The sequence below is a fragment of the Bradyrhizobium sp. GW821-FHT13H06 genome (assembly GCF_058803975.1).
The window spans coordinates 55,398-69,677 of sequence record NZ_JBXAPN010000004.1; the positions used below are offsets into that span (position 1 = coordinate 55,398).

Annotated in this window: 12 protein-coding genes; 8 read left to right on the top strand and 4 right to left on the bottom strand. The window is 64.1% G+C overall.

The genetic code is table 11. The annotated features are described in order from the left end of the window. Nucleotides 1-7: 7 nt before the first annotated feature. A complete protein-coding gene (locus AC1RQP_RS17785; protein ID WP_459606344.1) occupies nucleotides 8-850 on the top strand; it encodes a VOC family protein in 843 nt (280 codons plus the stop codon). A 1,157-nt stretch (nucleotides 851-2,007) separates the two neighbouring features. On the opposite strand, the gene AC1RQP_RS17790 is transcribed toward AC1RQP_RS17785, so the two are convergent. Further along, nucleotides 2,008-2,646: a TetR/AcrR family transcriptional regulator gene (locus AC1RQP_RS17790; RefSeq protein WP_239622987.1), complete on the bottom strand. Its 639-nt coding sequence runs from the start codon at nucleotides 2,644-2,646 to the stop codon at nucleotides 2,008-2,010. A gap of 242 nt (nucleotides 2,647-2,888) precedes the next feature. Between AC1RQP_RS17790 and AC1RQP_RS17795 the strand changes: the two genes are divergently transcribed. The 7 genes from AC1RQP_RS17795 to AC1RQP_RS17825 are packed head-to-tail and all read left to right on the top strand — an operon-like array spanning nucleotide 2,889 to nucleotide 10,907. Beyond that, entirely contained in the window at nucleotides 2,889-4,202 is a 1,314-nt protein-coding gene (locus tag AC1RQP_RS17795) for a phytoene desaturase family protein (RefSeq protein ID WP_239622986.1), read from the top strand. A gap of 3 nt (nucleotides 4,203-4,205) precedes the next feature. Next, nucleotides 4,206-5,060, top strand: coding sequence for an ABC transporter ATP-binding protein (locus AC1RQP_RS17800; protein WP_459606343.1), 855 nt, complete (start codon nucleotides 4,206-4,208; stop codon nucleotides 5,058-5,060). Continuing rightward, the gene (locus AC1RQP_RS17805) at nucleotides 5,057-5,854 is read left to right on the top strand and encodes an ABC transporter ATP-binding protein (protein WP_492937927.1); all 798 of its coding nucleotides are present in this window, start codon (nucleotides 5,057-5,059) and stop codon (nucleotides 5,852-5,854) included. Before AC1RQP_RS17800 ends, AC1RQP_RS17805 begins: the two co-directional genes overlap by 4 nt. Further along, complete coding sequence (locus AC1RQP_RS17810; protein WP_239622984.1) at nucleotides 5,854-7,788, top strand: AMP-dependent synthetase/ligase; 1,935 nt, start codon at nucleotides 5,854-5,856, stop codon at nucleotides 7,786-7,788. Before AC1RQP_RS17805 ends, AC1RQP_RS17810 begins: the two co-directional genes overlap by 1 nt. Further along, the gene (locus AC1RQP_RS17815) at nucleotides 7,789-8,661 is read left to right on the top strand and encodes a branched-chain amino acid ABC transporter permease (protein ID WP_239622983.1); all 873 of its coding nucleotides are present in this window, start codon (nucleotides 7,789-7,791) and stop codon (nucleotides 8,659-8,661) included. 4 nt (nucleotides 8,662-8,665) lie between these two features. Continuing rightward, nucleotides 8,666-9,712 (top strand): branched-chain amino acid ABC transporter permease, encoded by a 1,047-nt coding sequence (locus AC1RQP_RS17820; protein ID WP_239622982.1) that lies wholly within the window; start codon nucleotides 8,666-8,668, stop codon nucleotides 9,710-9,712. A gap of 34 nt (nucleotides 9,713-9,746) precedes the next feature. After that, nucleotides 9,747-10,907, top strand: coding sequence for an ABC transporter substrate-binding protein (locus AC1RQP_RS17825; protein ID WP_492937928.1), 1,161 nt, complete (start codon nucleotides 9,747-9,749; stop codon nucleotides 10,905-10,907). Between the two features lie 32 nt (nucleotides 10,908-10,939). Here the strand turns inward: AC1RQP_RS17825 and AC1RQP_RS17830 are convergent, their stop codons facing one another. The 3 genes from AC1RQP_RS17830 to AC1RQP_RS17840 are packed head-to-tail and all read right to left on the bottom strand — an operon-like array spanning nucleotide 10,940 to nucleotide 14,279. Then, nucleotides 10,940-12,124, bottom strand: a complete 1,185-nt coding sequence (locus AC1RQP_RS17830) for an enoyl-CoA hydratase-related protein (RefSeq protein WP_459606340.1) — start codon at nucleotides 12,122-12,124, stop codon at nucleotides 10,940-10,942. Nucleotides 12,125-12,153: 29 nt separating this feature from the next. Further along, nucleotides 12,154-13,347 (bottom strand): acyl-CoA dehydrogenase family protein, encoded by a 1,194-nt coding sequence (locus tag AC1RQP_RS17835; protein ID WP_239622979.1) that lies wholly within the window; start codon nucleotides 13,345-13,347, stop codon nucleotides 12,154-12,156. Next, nucleotides 13,344-14,279 (bottom strand): alpha/beta hydrolase, encoded by a 936-nt coding sequence (locus AC1RQP_RS17840; RefSeq protein WP_239622978.1) that lies wholly within the window; start codon nucleotides 14,277-14,279, stop codon nucleotides 13,344-13,346. The genes AC1RQP_RS17835 and AC1RQP_RS17840 overlap by 4 nt, the downstream gene beginning before the upstream one ends. Between the last annotated feature and the right edge of the window lies 1 nt (nucleotide 14,280).

Below are 14,280 nucleotides of genomic sequence, written 5' to 3' on the forward strand. Positions count from 1 at the left end.
AAAACACATGATCGAGCTCAAGGATCTCTCATACGTCCGCTTCGGGACGTCGAACCTCGAGGACGCCGAAAGTTTCGCGACCAAGTGTCTTGGCCTGCAGGTCGGTGAACAATCGGGGAAGGCGCTCTACCTTCGCTCCGACGACCGTGCTCATACGCTGTGCTATTTCGAGGGCGATCCCGCCGAGCAGACCGTCGGGTTCGAAGTCGATGACGAGGCCCAGCTCGATGCGGCGGCGGCGACGCTGGACCAGTTGGGCCACCCCGTGCATGCGGGAACGGCGGGCGAATGCGCGTCGCGCAAGGTCAAGGCATTCATCGGCTTCAAGGACCCGAGCGGCAACCACATCGAGCTGGTGGTACGGCCGGACCGCAGCGGCAAGCGCTATTTCGCGTCCCGCGACGCCGGCATCACCGGCTTCAGCCATGTCGGCCTGTTCACGACAGATCCCGCGCGGGACGAGCGGTTCTGGACCCAGGTCTGCAACGCACGCGTCAGTGACCGCATCGGCGACGTCGCGCTTATGCGGGTCAACGCCATCCATCACACGATCGCCCTGGCACCGGGACCGAAAGCTGGCGTGCACCACGTCAATCATCAGGTCGAGAGCAATGACGACGTGCTGCGCTCCTACTATCATTTGTCGGAGCAGCGTGTGCCGATCGTGTTCGGCCCCGGCCGTCATCCGACATCAGGCGCGCGCTTCCTCTATTTCCGTGGCCCGGATGGCATGGTGTTCGAATATTCGATCGGCGTGGACGAGATCGAGGACGAGGACACGCACCGGCCGCGCCAGTTCGGTTTCGAGCCGTCGAGCCTTTGCATGTGGGGTTCCAAGCGCAGCTGGTGAGTGGACGCGCCGCCCGCAACATTGATTTCTTTCGCCGCCATCTCAGCGCCGCGTAGCGAAAACGCGCCGTATCGCGCGTTGGGAACGCTCATCGGCGCAAAGAGGCGAGCTTGACCGTGCCGTCAACGGCTCGGGCCAGCGCACGTGAGGAAATGGCTGAAGCCCAATCCGGGGGTTCCGATGCAAAATCCCCGCCGGCTCATATCATTCGTCATCTCACCGCCCCTTACTGCCAAGATTTGTGCATCTGCTAAGTCCGCTGCGTTTTTGAACTTGCGCTAGAATTTTTTGCTTCCGCCGACGGCAGAAAATAGATTTACGCTCGCTCGTGGGGGAAGCACGACTGCGGTCTGCTGCTATATCGGATTCTATGGCAAGGGCGCGCCTGGCCCCAATTGGTTTGCCGCGCTCAAGATAGAGCTTGTGGCGCGACCCAGCACTGGGACGGCCTCTTGCGAACTCACCTATCTACCTGCCCGATACATCGTCCCAAGTGCTTTTCGCACGTCACTGCGCAGCATTTCGCGTACGGGCTTGTCGCCTGCCTCCATCGAACGTCGCGCAGACTTTCCGCTCTTGCCGAATGACGACTAAGTATCGTCAGATCAGGCGCGCAGGCATGGCGCTAACAAATGTTCGCTTGAATCAGATTGTCCCTGTTTGGCTCGCTGCCTGCCGCTCCTTTCGTCTTGCAGGCAAGCCGGGAAGCGTCGTTTCCGTGGTCTGGCCAAAACTCCTAAATCGGCATACGGGCGTCCGCCGACCAATGACGCCCGTCGGGAAGCCGTGTGACATTGGCCATCATGAGATTTTTCTTGATCTCCATTGCACACGTTGTGCACACACCGCCTTCTAAGAAATTGACAACCTTGAACTCGCGCTCCAGTCCATCATGGGCAAGCTTGGGCTAGCTCCAGCAATCGATATCCAATTGCAGCCAAGTAGCGAAACCTTTGTCCATTACCTAGGGAGCGAAGCTCAACAAGGATGTGGTGCGGGGCCCTAATTAAAAAGACTGAACTCTCGCTCCAATCCATCGTGCGCAAGTTGAGCTAGCTCCAACAATCGATATCTCAGCTGGAGAAGCAGAGAAAGGTGAAGTACCTGAAGATCACCTCGCTTGCTCAGCCTTGACCATTGTGGCGTTGGCGGGTCAGCTAGGACTTGGCAGAGCGCGCGGATATCGCGGGATGCCGTGACACAACGGGACTTGCGATCCCATACAGGAATTGATCCACGATCATGTCCGCGAACTCTGCCGGCCCGATCCCTCCCTTGGGATCGTACCAAGTGTGGCTGAAGTTCAGTGTGCCAAAGAGCATCATGGCGTAGACCTTCCGCGTCCGCTTGACGATCTTGCCCTGATTATCGAGCTGGAGCAGCAGGCCGGAAACCAGATCGACAATCCGGCGCTCCAGAGATTTGATCGTCTGTTGGTCGTCTTCGGCGAGGAACGTGAGATCGTTGAGGATCAGGCGCTGTTCTTGCGGCGAACGCGCGTTGAGATCGACGATGGCACGGATCGCCGCGCGAAACTGATCAGGCGTCTCGGCATGTTTCGCGATCGCGTTCTCGACGTCCGCGATCATCTGGCGCACGTGCTCGTCCAGGATTGCGAACAGGATCGCCTCCTTGGACTCGAAGTAGTGATACAGCGCCCCGCGGGACAGCTTGCACGCCTCGGCAAGATCGGCGATCGAGGCGCGCATATAGCCGTATTCGGCGAACAGGCCGCGGGCCGCCACGATGATTCCGCGGTGGATGTCGTCGTAGTTCTCGGAGCGCGTCCGCGCCATCGGCCTCTCTCGCTCAAACGAACGCCGCCGAATCCGGCGACCCGCTCCTCTATACAACCGCTTCGGCCATCGCGCTCAACCCGCGGACACAAGTCCACCAGAACCGTAGCCACGGCGTCCAAAAATTTGATCCAGATCAAAAAATAATTTGAACGGCCGGTCGGATTATAATATCGTCCGATCTCGTCAGGCAAGCAATTCAGGCACGCGGGACCAACCCGGCGGCATCAGGGAGGTTGTGCGTGGACAGTCGGAAGGTCGATGCTGTCGTGATCGGTGCCGGCGCTGGCGGCCTGTGCGCTGCGGCGCGGCTGGCGCATGCCGGGCTCTACACCGTCCTGGTCGACGATCACGACAAGCTGGGCGGCCGCGCCTCCACCGAGGAAATCGACGGCTTCAAGGTCAATATCGGCGCGATCGCGATCGAGTTCGGCGGCGTGTTCGAGGAGACGTTTCGCACCGTCGGCGTCCCGCTCGACATTCGCGCGCCGGAGCCGGCAAGCTCCTTCTTCATCGACGGCAAGCTGATCGACGTCGGCCGCGGCGGCTGGTCGCTCCTGCTCGGGCAACTGACCAAGCAGGCCTCCCGCATCCTCGAGAAATTCGCCGACGCCCGCTCCGGCAATCTGCCCGACGGCCGGCAATCGACCGAAGACTGGCTGAAGGGCTACACCAGCAACGCCACCGTACATGCGCTCTTCCGCAATCTCTGTGCGGCGATCTTCGCCTGCAATGCGGCCGAGCTGCCGGCTCGCGCCTTCCTCACCTATTTCACCAGCAAGGGCGCCTTCAAGAAGTTCGGCTTCTGCCCGGAAGGGACAGTCGGCGTCTGGAACAGCCTTGCGACGGCGGTCGGGCGCAATGGCGAGGTCTGGCTTGGCACACCGGCCACCCAAATCCACACGACGAACGGACAGGTGAGCGGCGTGACTCTGCTCCGGGACGGCAAGCCGACGCGGATCGACACCGATCTCGTCATCAGCAATGCCGGCCCGAAGACAACCGTCGCGCTTGCCGGCGAAACCGCCTTCCCCGCTGATTATGTCACGAGAGTCAGGAACGATCTTCGTCCGGCCGCCAACATCGTCATCAATGTCGCGAGCCGCGAGCCGCTGCTGAACCATCCCGGTATCGTGACGTTCGGCAAGACGCGCCGGCTGTGCAACATGGCGAACCTCTCCGCCACCTGCCCCGAGCTCGCGCCGCCCGGCTGGCATCTCTATGTTGCCTATGCCGTGCCGGTTCCCGCGCTCGGCGTGTTCGACTCCGATGCCGAAATTGCGCTCGCACTGGCCGATCTGCGCGAGCAGTTCAGCAATTTCGATCAGGCCAAGATCCTCTCCATCCGCGTGATGCGCGGCGACTGGCCGGCGCAACGGAGCTGCGCCGGCTACGACCTGCCGCGCGAGACCGGCATCGAGGGCCTGTGGTGCGTCGGCGATGCGGTCAAGCAATACGGCAATGGCGGCACGCAGGCCTGCGCCGAGACGGCGAAGATCGTCACCGACGCCATCCTCGCCACGCGGCCGCCTGCGGCCCAGGCGAGCCGGATCTGATCGATGCCGACCACGATCCGGACACCGACCTCCTGCCCTGCGACGCAAGCGATGCCCGCGCCGGATGGCCTGCTCGAATTCCGCAACATCCGCATCGTCTACGACAACGCGATCGAGGCCATTCGCGACGTCTCGATTGCGGTGCCCGAGGGTCGCATCGTCGCCCTGCTCGGCTCCAACGGCGCCGGCAAGTCGACGCTGCTGAAGGCGATGTCCGGCATCCTCTACACCGAGGAAGGCGTGATCGAGAACGGCAGCATCCGCTTCCACGGCGAGGACGTGCATCAGCTCGCCCCCGACGAGCTCGTACGCCGCGGAATCGTGCAGGTACCCGAGGGCCGTCGCGTCTTCGCTGCGTTGACGATCGACGAAAATCTCCAGATGGGAGGCTACACGAGGACCGCTGCGGAAGCGCGCGAGCGTCGCGACAAGGTATTCTCGCTGTTCCCGCGACTCCACGAACGGCGCGACCAGATCGCCGGCTACATGTCCGGCGGGGAACAGCAGATGCTGGCGATCGGCCGCGCGCTCATGACCGATCCGGTCCTGCTCGCGCTCGACGAGCCGTCGCTGGGGCTCGCACCTTTGATCATCGACCGCATCTACGAGGTGATCGCCCGCCTGCGCGACGAATTGAAGATGACGGTGCTTCTGGTCGAGCAGAACGCGCAGCGAGCGCTCGACCTCGCCGACTGCGGCTACATCCTCGAAACGGGGCGCGTCGTGCTCGACGGCACTGCCAGCAAGCTCACAGCCAACGAGGATGTCCAGGAATTCTACCTCGGCGTCTCCTCGGCCGGCCGCAAGAGCCTGCGCGAGGTCAAGCACTACAAGCGGCGCAAGCGGTGGCTATCGTGACCGCGCTCCTCACCGTCGAAAACCTCAGCAAGCGTTTCGGCGGCCTCCAGGCCATTGCCGACGTCAGCCTCACGGTCGCGCCCGGTGAGATCTGCAGCGTGATCGGCCCGAACGGCGCCGGCAAGACCACCCTGTTCAACATGATCTCCGGCGTGCTGCGGCCGAGCGGCGGGCGCATCGTATTCGAAGGCGTCGATGTTTCGACCATCTCGCCCTGGAGGTTTGCCGCCGCCGGGATCGGCCGCACCTTCCAGAACCTCGCACTGTTCAAACACGGCACGGTGGTCGAGAACATCCTGACCGGCCGCCACACCCACCTGCGTTCCAACGTGATCGATGCCGTGGTCTTCTTCGGCCGCACCCGCCGCGAGGAGATTGCGGCGCGGCAACGGGTCGAGCACATCATCAAGTTCCTCGAGATCGAGCATGTCAGGGACGCCGTCGTCGGGACACTGTCCTATGGCCAGCAGAAGCGCGTCGAGCTTGCACGCGCGCTCGCCTCGGAGCCCAAGATACTGCTGCTCGACGAGATGGTCTCGGGCATGAACCAGGAGGAGACGGAGGACATCGCCCGTTTCGTCCTCGACATCAGAGACGAGCTCGGCATCACCGTATTGATGATCGAGCATGAGATGCGGATCGTCATGGACATCTCCGATCGCGTCCACGTGCTCAATTTTGGCCGCAAGATTGCCGAAGGCACGCCCCACGAGATCAGGCACCACCCGGCCGTCGCCGAAGCCTATCTCGGCGGCAAGCGCCCCGGCGGCGCCATTGCACAGGCGGGATCGTGATGTCGACGCTCGACAGCCTCCGCTCCACACTTCCGCCGCTCCAGGCCACAGCCCCCCGCAGCGCGCCAGCGAGCGACGCGGCGCCCTTCCGCGCCTCGCTCCGGGACGGCGCCATCACCATTCCGCAACTCTTGCGCCAGCGTGCCGCCATGCATGGCGAAGCGCGGGCCTTGCGCGAAAAGGACTACGGCATCTGGAATCCCCACTCCTGGCGCCACTATCACGAGACGGCGCGTGCGGTGGCGCTGGGCCTGCTGTCGCTCGGCATCAAGGCGGGAGACCGCGTCGCCATCGCCGGCGAGAATACGCCGGAATGGTTTTACGCCGATCTCGGCGCGCAGATGATCGGGGCCGTGACCGTCGGCATCTATCCAACCAACCCCTGGGTCGAGCTGCAATACATCGTCAAGCATTCCGGCGCGCGTGTCGTCGTCACCGGCGACCAGGAGCAGACCGACAAGGTGCTGGACGCCATGGCCAACAATGGCGGGCTTCCCGGTGTCGAGGCCATCGTCTGCATCGACATGAAGGGCCTGCGGCACTACCGCCAGCCGGCGCTGATGTCGTTCGACGCGCTGTGCCAGCGCGGCCTTGCCCATGCGCGTGAGACTCCGGACGCGAACGCGACGCTCGACCGCCTAATCTCGCAAGGCGCGCCCGACGACGTCTGCATCCTGGTCTACACCTCCGGCACGACGGGCCCGCCCAAGGGCGCGATGCTGACGCATCGCAATCTCGTCTACGCCGCCTTCACCTACGCAGAAGCCGTCGGCATCGCCGACAAGCCGTTCGAGGCCGTCAGCTACCTGCCGCTGTGCCACGTCGCGGAGCGTTGCTACGGTATGGTGACGCATCTGGTGCTCGGGGGCACGGTGAGCTTTGCCGAATCGATCGACACCGTCGCCACCAATATCCGCGAGATCGCGCCGACCTTCTTCGTCGGCGTGCCACGCATCTACGAGAAGCTGCAGCACGGCTTTCTGTTCCGGCTCGGCGAAAGCGGCAGGCTGCGGCAAGGCCTGACCAGGGCCTGCCTCGCCTGGGGCCGCACACTTTCCGACCGCCGGCAGGCGGGCAAGGAAAGTCTCATCGATCGTGCCGCTTACGGCCTCCTCTATCTCCTGATGTTCCGGAATCTGCAGCGTCACCTCGGCTTCGCCTATAGCCGCCATCGGCTCTGCGCAGGCGCGTCGATCTCACCCGAGACCCTGCGCTTCTTCGACATCATCGGCCGCCCGGTCTCGCAGGGCTATGGGCTCACCGAAAGCGGCGGCGTCGCCTTCGTCCAGTCGGCAGGCCACCACCGGATCGGCGGCTGCGGCCTGCCCCTTCCCGGGACGGAATGGAAACTCGACGACGACGGCGAGATCCTGCTGCGCAGTCCCGGTGTCTTCAAGGGCTACTTCCTCGACGAAAAGGCCTCGACGGCCTCCCTCGAGGCCGGCGGCTGGCTGCGCAGCGGCGACATCGTCGAGGTGCTCGACGATGGCGAGATCGCCGTGGTCGACCGCAAGAAGGCCATCATCATCACCGCCGGCGGCAAGAACATCGCGCCCTCCGAGATCGAGAACGCGCTGAAGGATTCCGAGTTCGTCAAGGAAGCGATCGTGGTCGGCGAGGCCAAGAAGTATCTCGGCGCCATCATCCAGGTCGACTACGACAATGTGGGCCGCTGGGCGCGCGACCGGGCGCTGACCTACACCAATTACAAGTCGCTGTCGCAGCTTCCCGAGGTGCACGAGCTGGTCGAGCGCATCGTTGGCGAGACCAACAAACGCTTTGCCCGGGTCGAGAACGTCAGACGGTTCGCGATCCTGGAGAAGGAGCTCGACCACGATGACGGCGAGCTGACCGCCACGCAGAAGGTACGCCGCGCCATGATCGAGAAGAAGTTCGCGCGCGAGCTCGCCATCATCTATCCCGCGGAGGACTGAATGCAGTATCTCCTGCAGCTCCTGATCTCGGGCCTTGCGATCGGCGCGATATACGGCCTGATCGCGATGGGCTTTGCGGTCATCTACAAATCGACCGGGCTGGTCAATTTCGCGCAGGGCGAGATGACCATGATCACGGCCTATATCGCCTGGACCATCTCGACCACCGTCAGCGGAAACGTCGTCATGGTCGCGTTCGGCGCCATTCTCGCCGCGGTCCTGCTCGGCCTGATCATCGAGCGCGTCGTGATGCGGCCGATGCTGGGCGAGCCGGTGTTCGCGACCGTGATGGTGACCATTGGGCTCGCGGTGATCCTGCGCTCGACGATCAACTTCGTCTGGGACGCCTATCCGCATGGCCTCGACGTCGGCATGGGGCGCGACATCGTCCGCCTGGGTGGAATTGGCGTCCGCACCGGCCAGATCGCCGTCATCGCGACGCTGCTGGCGCTGCTCGCGGCGATCTGGGCGTTCTTCCGCTACAGCAAGATGGGGGTCGCGATGCGAGCGGTTGCGGCCGACGACCGGACCGCGTTGCTGATGGGCATCAGCGCCACCCGCGTCCATGCACTGGCCTGGGCGGCCTCTTCGGTCATCGCCGGGATCGGCGGGGTGTTCTTCGCGCTTTCCTACGATCTGTCGCCGGCCATGTTCCAGCTCGGGCTCAAGGCCTTTCCAGCCACCATTTTGGGCGGGCTCGATGCCGTGCTCGGCTCCGGCCTCGGCGGCCTTTTGATCGGCATCACCGAAAATCTCGCCGGCGGCTATCTCGGCTCCGGCATGAAGGAGATCGCGGGCTTCGCGATGATCATCGTCGTGCTGATGATCCGCCCGTTCGGCATGTTCGGCGAACGCGACATCGAGAGGGTCTAGGACGATGCGCACCGGCGACTACAAGCAGACCTATGGCGAACTCGTCGCCCTGATCGATTCACCCCCGGTCTGGCTGTGGTCGGCGGTGCTGATGCTGGCGCTGATCGCCGCGCCCCACGTGCTGAACGCCTACGCGCTGTCGTTCCTGATGATCATCCTGATCACCGTGACCGGCGCGCTCGGCCTCAACATCCTGACCGGCTACACCGGATTGATCTCGCTTGGCCACGTCGGCTTCCTCGTCACCGGCGCCTATGCTTACGCCATCCTGGTGTCGAAATATCACATGCCGCCCCTGGTCGGCTTCCTCGGCGCGGGGCTCGTCCCGGCGCTGGCCAGCCTGATCGTCGGTGCGCCGTCGCTGCGCCTGAAGGGCCTCTACCTCGCGATCACGACGCTTGCCTTTTCGTTCATCATCAACACGGTGATCCTGGAGATGCGCTGGCTCACCAACGGCGCCCGCGGCATCTCCGTGCAGCGGCCGGAGATTCTCGGCATCAGCTTTGACGGCGACGCGGCCTTCACCTACCTTTGCCTCGGGATTGCCACGCTGACCCTGTTCGCCACGCTCAACATTCGCCGCAGCCGGGTCGGTCGGGCTTTTGTCGCGATCCGCGACAACGACACCGCGGCCCGCGTCATGGGCATCAACCTGCATGCCTACAAGCTGCTCGCCTTCGTCACGTCGGCCTTCATTACCGGCCTCGCCGGCGCCCTTTACGGCATCTACCTCTCCTTCGTCAGCGTCGAAGGCTTTCCGTTCCTGCTATCGATCGAGGCGCTCGCGATCCTGATCGTCGGCGGCCTCGGCTCGGCGCTCGGCGCCGTGCTCGGGACCGTTCTGATCGTGCTGCTTCCCGAGGCGACGCGCCTCGTCTTCAGCGTCTTCAGCGCGCAGCTCGACGCGGTGTTCACGACCGGGGCGCAGGAGCTGAAGAGCATGCTCTACGGCCTCGTCATCATCCTGTTCCTTCGCTTTCAGCCGCGCGGCCTGGTCGGTGCCTGGCACGACATCCGCCGCGCCTGGGTGAACTGGCCACTGCGATACTGAATACAAAGATCAATTTTTGAGGGAGGACAGAGACATGAGAAATCATCCAATGACTGCGTCCCTGCTGCTCGCAGCGGCCCTGCTCGCCGGCGGCAGCGCGTTGGCTGCCGACCCTGGTATCACCGACACGGAGATCCTGATCGGCGACGTCGAACCGCTCACCGGTCCGCCGGCGCTCCTCGGCGTCGCCGCTTCGATCGGCCACAAGATCGCGATCGCGGAAGCCAACAACGCCGGTGGCATCAACGGCCGCAAGATCAAGTACGTGCTGGAGGATGACGGCTACGTCACTGCGCGCACCATCCAGGGCGCCAAGAAGCTGATCGAGGTCGACAAGGTCTTTGCCATGCTCGGCATGTCCGGCTCCGGCCAGTCGATCGCCGTGATGCCCGTGCTCGAGAAGGCAGGCATCCCGACGGTGATTGACGTCGCGCCGGTCAAGCTGCTGTGGGAGCCGCCGCGCAAGAACGTGTTCGTGGTCGGTCAATCCTACGAAGAAGGAATCATTCATCTCGTCAACTACCTCGCGGAAAAGAACCCTGGCAAGAAATGGGGCCTCATCACGCAGGACGACGACTACGGCATCACGGTGCGCGATGGCTTCGATTCCGTGGTCAAGTCGAAGAAGCTGAACGTCGTCTACAGCGGCAATTACAAGAAGGGCCAGCAGGATTTCTCGTCCGACATGCTCCAACTGAAGGATTCCGGCGCCGAAGTATTCTTGGCCGGCGGCATAATCGCGGAGAATATCGCGATGATGAAGGAGCTCGAGAAGCTCAACGTCAAGCCGGTGACCGGCATCTTCTGGCCCGGCCGCGTCGAGCCGGTGCTCAAGCTGATGGGACCGGCCGGCGATGGCATCTTCGCGGTGGACTATGTCGAGCCTTTTGCCGGCGAAGCCGGCAAGGCGTTCCTCGAGAAGGCAAAGCCGCTCTTGTCGGAAGCCGAGTTCAAGGGGATCAATCGCTACACGATGAGCGGCTATGCCGCGGCCAAGGTCCTGATCGCGGCGATCGAGCGTTGCGGCAAGCAGCCGACCTGGGCCTGTACGATCAGCGAGCTGGAGAAGACCAAGAATGTCGAGACCGGCGTGATGGCTCCGATCAGCTTCGGACCCGGCGTCCGCTTCTCAAACCAGAAGCTGCAGATCATGCAGGCCGACACGGCTACGGTCAGCTTTAAGCCGGTGAAGTGATCACCACCGGCGGATGGCCGTGCAGCGCCCGGTCATCCGCCTTTGAAGACGGGCCGACGCCTGGCCGCGAAGGCGGCGATGCCCTCGCGCGCATCGTCGGACTGGCTCGCGCCGACGATGGATTGCATTTCGGCTTCGAGTTGATTGCCGAGGCTCGTTTCAAAGGACTGCCGTAGCATGCGCCGCATGGCGCCAAAGGCCCGCGTCGGCCCCACCGCCAGCTCGCGGGCGATGGCAAGTGCTTCCGCTTCCACCGCATCGTCCGGCACCAGGCGGGAGACCAAGCCGAATTCTAGGGCCTCCTGCGCCGACAGGCGGCGATTGAGCAGGAACAGTTCCTGCACCCGCCGCATGCCGACCATCCGTGGCAGGAACCAGGTGTTACCGCCGTCGGAGGTCAGGCCCAGCGCGCCATATCCGAGCGCAAACCGCGCGTCGGTGGATGCGACCACGATGTCCGCAATGTAGAGGAGGCCCAATCCGCCTCCGGCCGCCGCGCCGCGCACCGCCGCCACGACCGGTGCATCGATGCTGGTCAAGCGATCGATGGCGCGATGGTAGCCATCGATCATGCGACGAAGCTTGCCCGGCAACTCGGCGGACGGCGTGCCGGCGAAGAGAGTGACATCGCCTCCCACGGTGAAGTTCGAACCGTTTCCTGCAATCAGCACGGCGCGCAAGCCCGGGGCTTCGGCAATTCGCACTGAAACTTCCTCAAGATCCGCGGCCATCTCTTCGTTGATGGCATTGCCCTTGTCGGGACGATTGAGCCTAAGCGTTGCAACACCATCCGCGATATCGAGGAGGACGGTCTTGAACGGGCTCGCGGCATCATGCCAGCGAGCCGTATCGGTATATTGCTCGAGACGCGTGATGCGCTCGCCCTCGAACGTGATGAGGTGCGCGAAGGAGGCGTCGAGAGAGGCTCCTCCATGCCTGCCCTCGCCACGATACCGGCCGGTCACGAGCAGGCACGCCTTTCCGACCTCGAGAAAGCGCTCCGGCTCCGCACGTGCCGCAAAATGCCGGGCGATCGCGCCCCACCCATTGCGGCGCATCGCAGAGGAGCCCTCGTGCCGGCCGCCAATGCCGAAGGGCATTCCCTCGGCGATCTCGCCGACGAAATCCGGATGGAGCAGCATCTCGAGCTGCTCCCTGTTTCCGGCCGCCAGCGCCGCGTAGAGCGCCCGCGCGGTGTCGGAACGCGTGTTCTGCATTCTCGTGCTCCCCGTCAGCAAGGGTCCGGCTATATCCGTTTCGCGACTTCTTCCAGCATGACTTCGGTGGCGCCGCCGCCGATGGTCAGGACCCGCGCGTCCCGAACCATACGCTCGATCGGCGTGCCGCGCATAAAGCCACTGCCGCCGTGCAACTGCAGACAGCCGTGCACGACTTCGTGCAGCACCTCGGGCGACAGCGCCTTAACCATCGACACCGCGCGCAAGCACGGCTGCCCGGCCGCGGCGAGCTCGGCGGCGTGATAGGCAAGCTGGCGCGCGGCGGCGGCCTTGGCCGCGAGCTGCGCGAGCTTCAGCCGCACGGCCTGCTGATTCCAGAGCGGTCCGCCGAACGCCTGCCGCGTCTTCACGTAGCTTGCCGTCAGCTCGATCGCCTTGGCGGATTCGCCGGCACAGATGCCGCCGATGCAGATGCGCTCGTTCTGGAACGTCTCCATGATGCCGTAGAAGCCCTTGTTCTCCTCCCCGAGCAGGGCATTCGCCGGTACACGGACGTCCTGGAAGGCGATCTCGGCGGTGTCCGAGCAGAGCCAGCCATGCTTGTCGAGCTCGGTCACGGCGATGCCGGGCAAATTGCGATCGACGATGAATAGCGAAAGACCGCGGCTGCCTTTGGCATGCGGATCGGTACGGGCCGCGACGATCAGGATGTCGCCGTAGACCGCATTGGTGATGAACATCTTGGAGCCGTTGATCACCCAGCCGTCGCCATCGCGGGTCGCGCGGGTCTTCAGACCGGCGACGTCGGAGCCGGCGTCCGGCTCGGTCACTGCGATCGAGCAGATGGTCTCGCCGCGGATGATTGCCGGGAGGTATTTCTGCTTCTGCTCCGGCGTGCCGCGCAGCGAGATGTGCACCGCCGACATGTCGGTGTGCACCAGGATCGACGACGTGAAACCGCCGAAACTCGAGCGCCCCAATTCCTCGGCGAACACCATCGAGGCCAGCGGGCCCATGTCGGTGCCGCCATACTCCGGCGCGTGGCGCATGCCGAGGAATCCGAGCGCCCCCATGCGGCGAAAGATCTCGCGCGGGATCTTGCCGTCGCGCTCCCAGGCGTCGCCCTGCGGCACGACCTCCTTCTCGACGAAGCGGCGTACCTGCTCGCGCAGCATACGAAGCTCTTCGGGCAGATTGGGCTGCTCCGAAAATTGGAATTCGGCGTCAACCGGCTGGCGGGAACCTGAAGTCATGACGTTCATTGTGCCGCCCTCCCATCTTCAATGTGCAGATGTCCGCGCAGGAAATTTGCAAGCGCGGCGATCGCTTCTCCAGCCTGCGGGATTTCCGGGAACATCTGGAACACGTGGATCATGCCATCGAAGATCTGCAGCTCGACGTTGACGGCGGCAGCCCTGGCTCTTGCAGCGAGCTCGGTCGAATCGTCGCGCACCGTCTCGCGGTCGCCGACCTGGATCAGAAGCGGCGGCAAGCCGGACAGATCGGCGTAGAGCGGTGAGCCCAGCGGATGACGCGGATCGCCATCCCGGCCCAGATAGTTCTTCGCAAGCGCGAGGATCATCGCACGCTGATGGATCGGGTCGGCCTTCGCGCGGCTTTCGTAGCTCGCACCTGTCGCGGCGAGGTCGGTCCAGGGCGACATCAGCACGGCGGCAGCCGGCAGGGGCTCGCCGCCATCACGCAACGCCAGCATGGCGCCCAGTACGAGATTGCCGCCGGCCGAATCTCCCGCGAGCGCGATGTCGGCCGGCCGCAAGCCTTGGTCGAGCAGGTATCGATAGGCGCTCAAGGCATCGTCCAGCGCGGCTGGAAAGCGATGCTCCGGCGCCAGGCGGTAGTTGATCGCCAGGAGGCGGCAGCCGCAGGCGTGAACGATGCGCGCGATCAGATCGCGGTGCGAGGCGATCGAGCCGACACGGAAGCCACCGCCGTGCAGATAGAGGATGGCTCTCTCCTGCAGCGCGGCGGCCGGCACGATCCACTCGCCCTCGACACCGCCGGCGGAGACCTGACGGCAGGTCACCGGCACGGAGCAGCCCGCGAACGCTTCATCCCAATCGCGACGCATCTGCTCGACGCCCGTATCGCGCGTCCATTTGCGGTAAATCGACTGCAGCCGCTCGACCGCACGATCCACGGGGGTCACCGCAATATCGCTGGCCGCATCCTTCATC

Bases quoted from the DNA above. Each gene is read 5' to 3' on its own strand.
- AC1RQP_RS17785 (WP_459606344.1), top strand. From the start codon at position 8: ATGATCGAGCTCAAGGATCTCTCATACGTCCGCTTCGGGACGTCGAAC.
- AC1RQP_RS17790 (WP_239622987.1), bottom strand. From the start codon at position 2,646: ATGGCGCGGACGCGCTCCGAGAACTACGACGACATCCACCGCGGAATC.
- AC1RQP_RS17800 (WP_459606343.1), top strand. From the start codon at position 4,206: ATGCCGACCACGATCCGGACACCGACCTCCTGCCCTGCGACGCAAGCG.
- AC1RQP_RS17810 (WP_239622984.1), top strand. From the start codon at position 5,854: ATGTCGACGCTCGACAGCCTCCGCTCCACACTTCCGCCGCTCCAGGCC.
- AC1RQP_RS17815 (WP_239622983.1), top strand. From the start codon at position 7,789: ATGCAGTATCTCCTGCAGCTCCTGATCTCGGGCCTTGCGATCGGCGCG.
- AC1RQP_RS17820 (WP_239622982.1), top strand. From the start codon at position 8,666: ATGCGCACCGGCGACTACAAGCAGACCTATGGCGAACTCGTCGCCCTG.
- AC1RQP_RS17825 (WP_492937928.1), top strand. From the start codon at position 9,747: ATGAGAAATCATCCAATGACTGCGTCCCTGCTGCTCGCAGCGGCCCTG.
- AC1RQP_RS17830 (WP_459606340.1), bottom strand. From the start codon at position 12,124: ATGCAGAACACGCGTTCCGACACCGCGCGGGCGCTCTACGCGGCGCTG.
- AC1RQP_RS17835 (WP_239622979.1), bottom strand. From the start codon at position 13,347: ATGAACGTCATGACTTCAGGTTCCCGCCAGCCGGTTGACGCCGAATTC.
- AC1RQP_RS17840 (WP_239622978.1), bottom strand. From the start codon at position 14,279: ATGAAGGATGCGGCCAGCGATATTGCGGTGACCCCCGTGGATCGTGCG.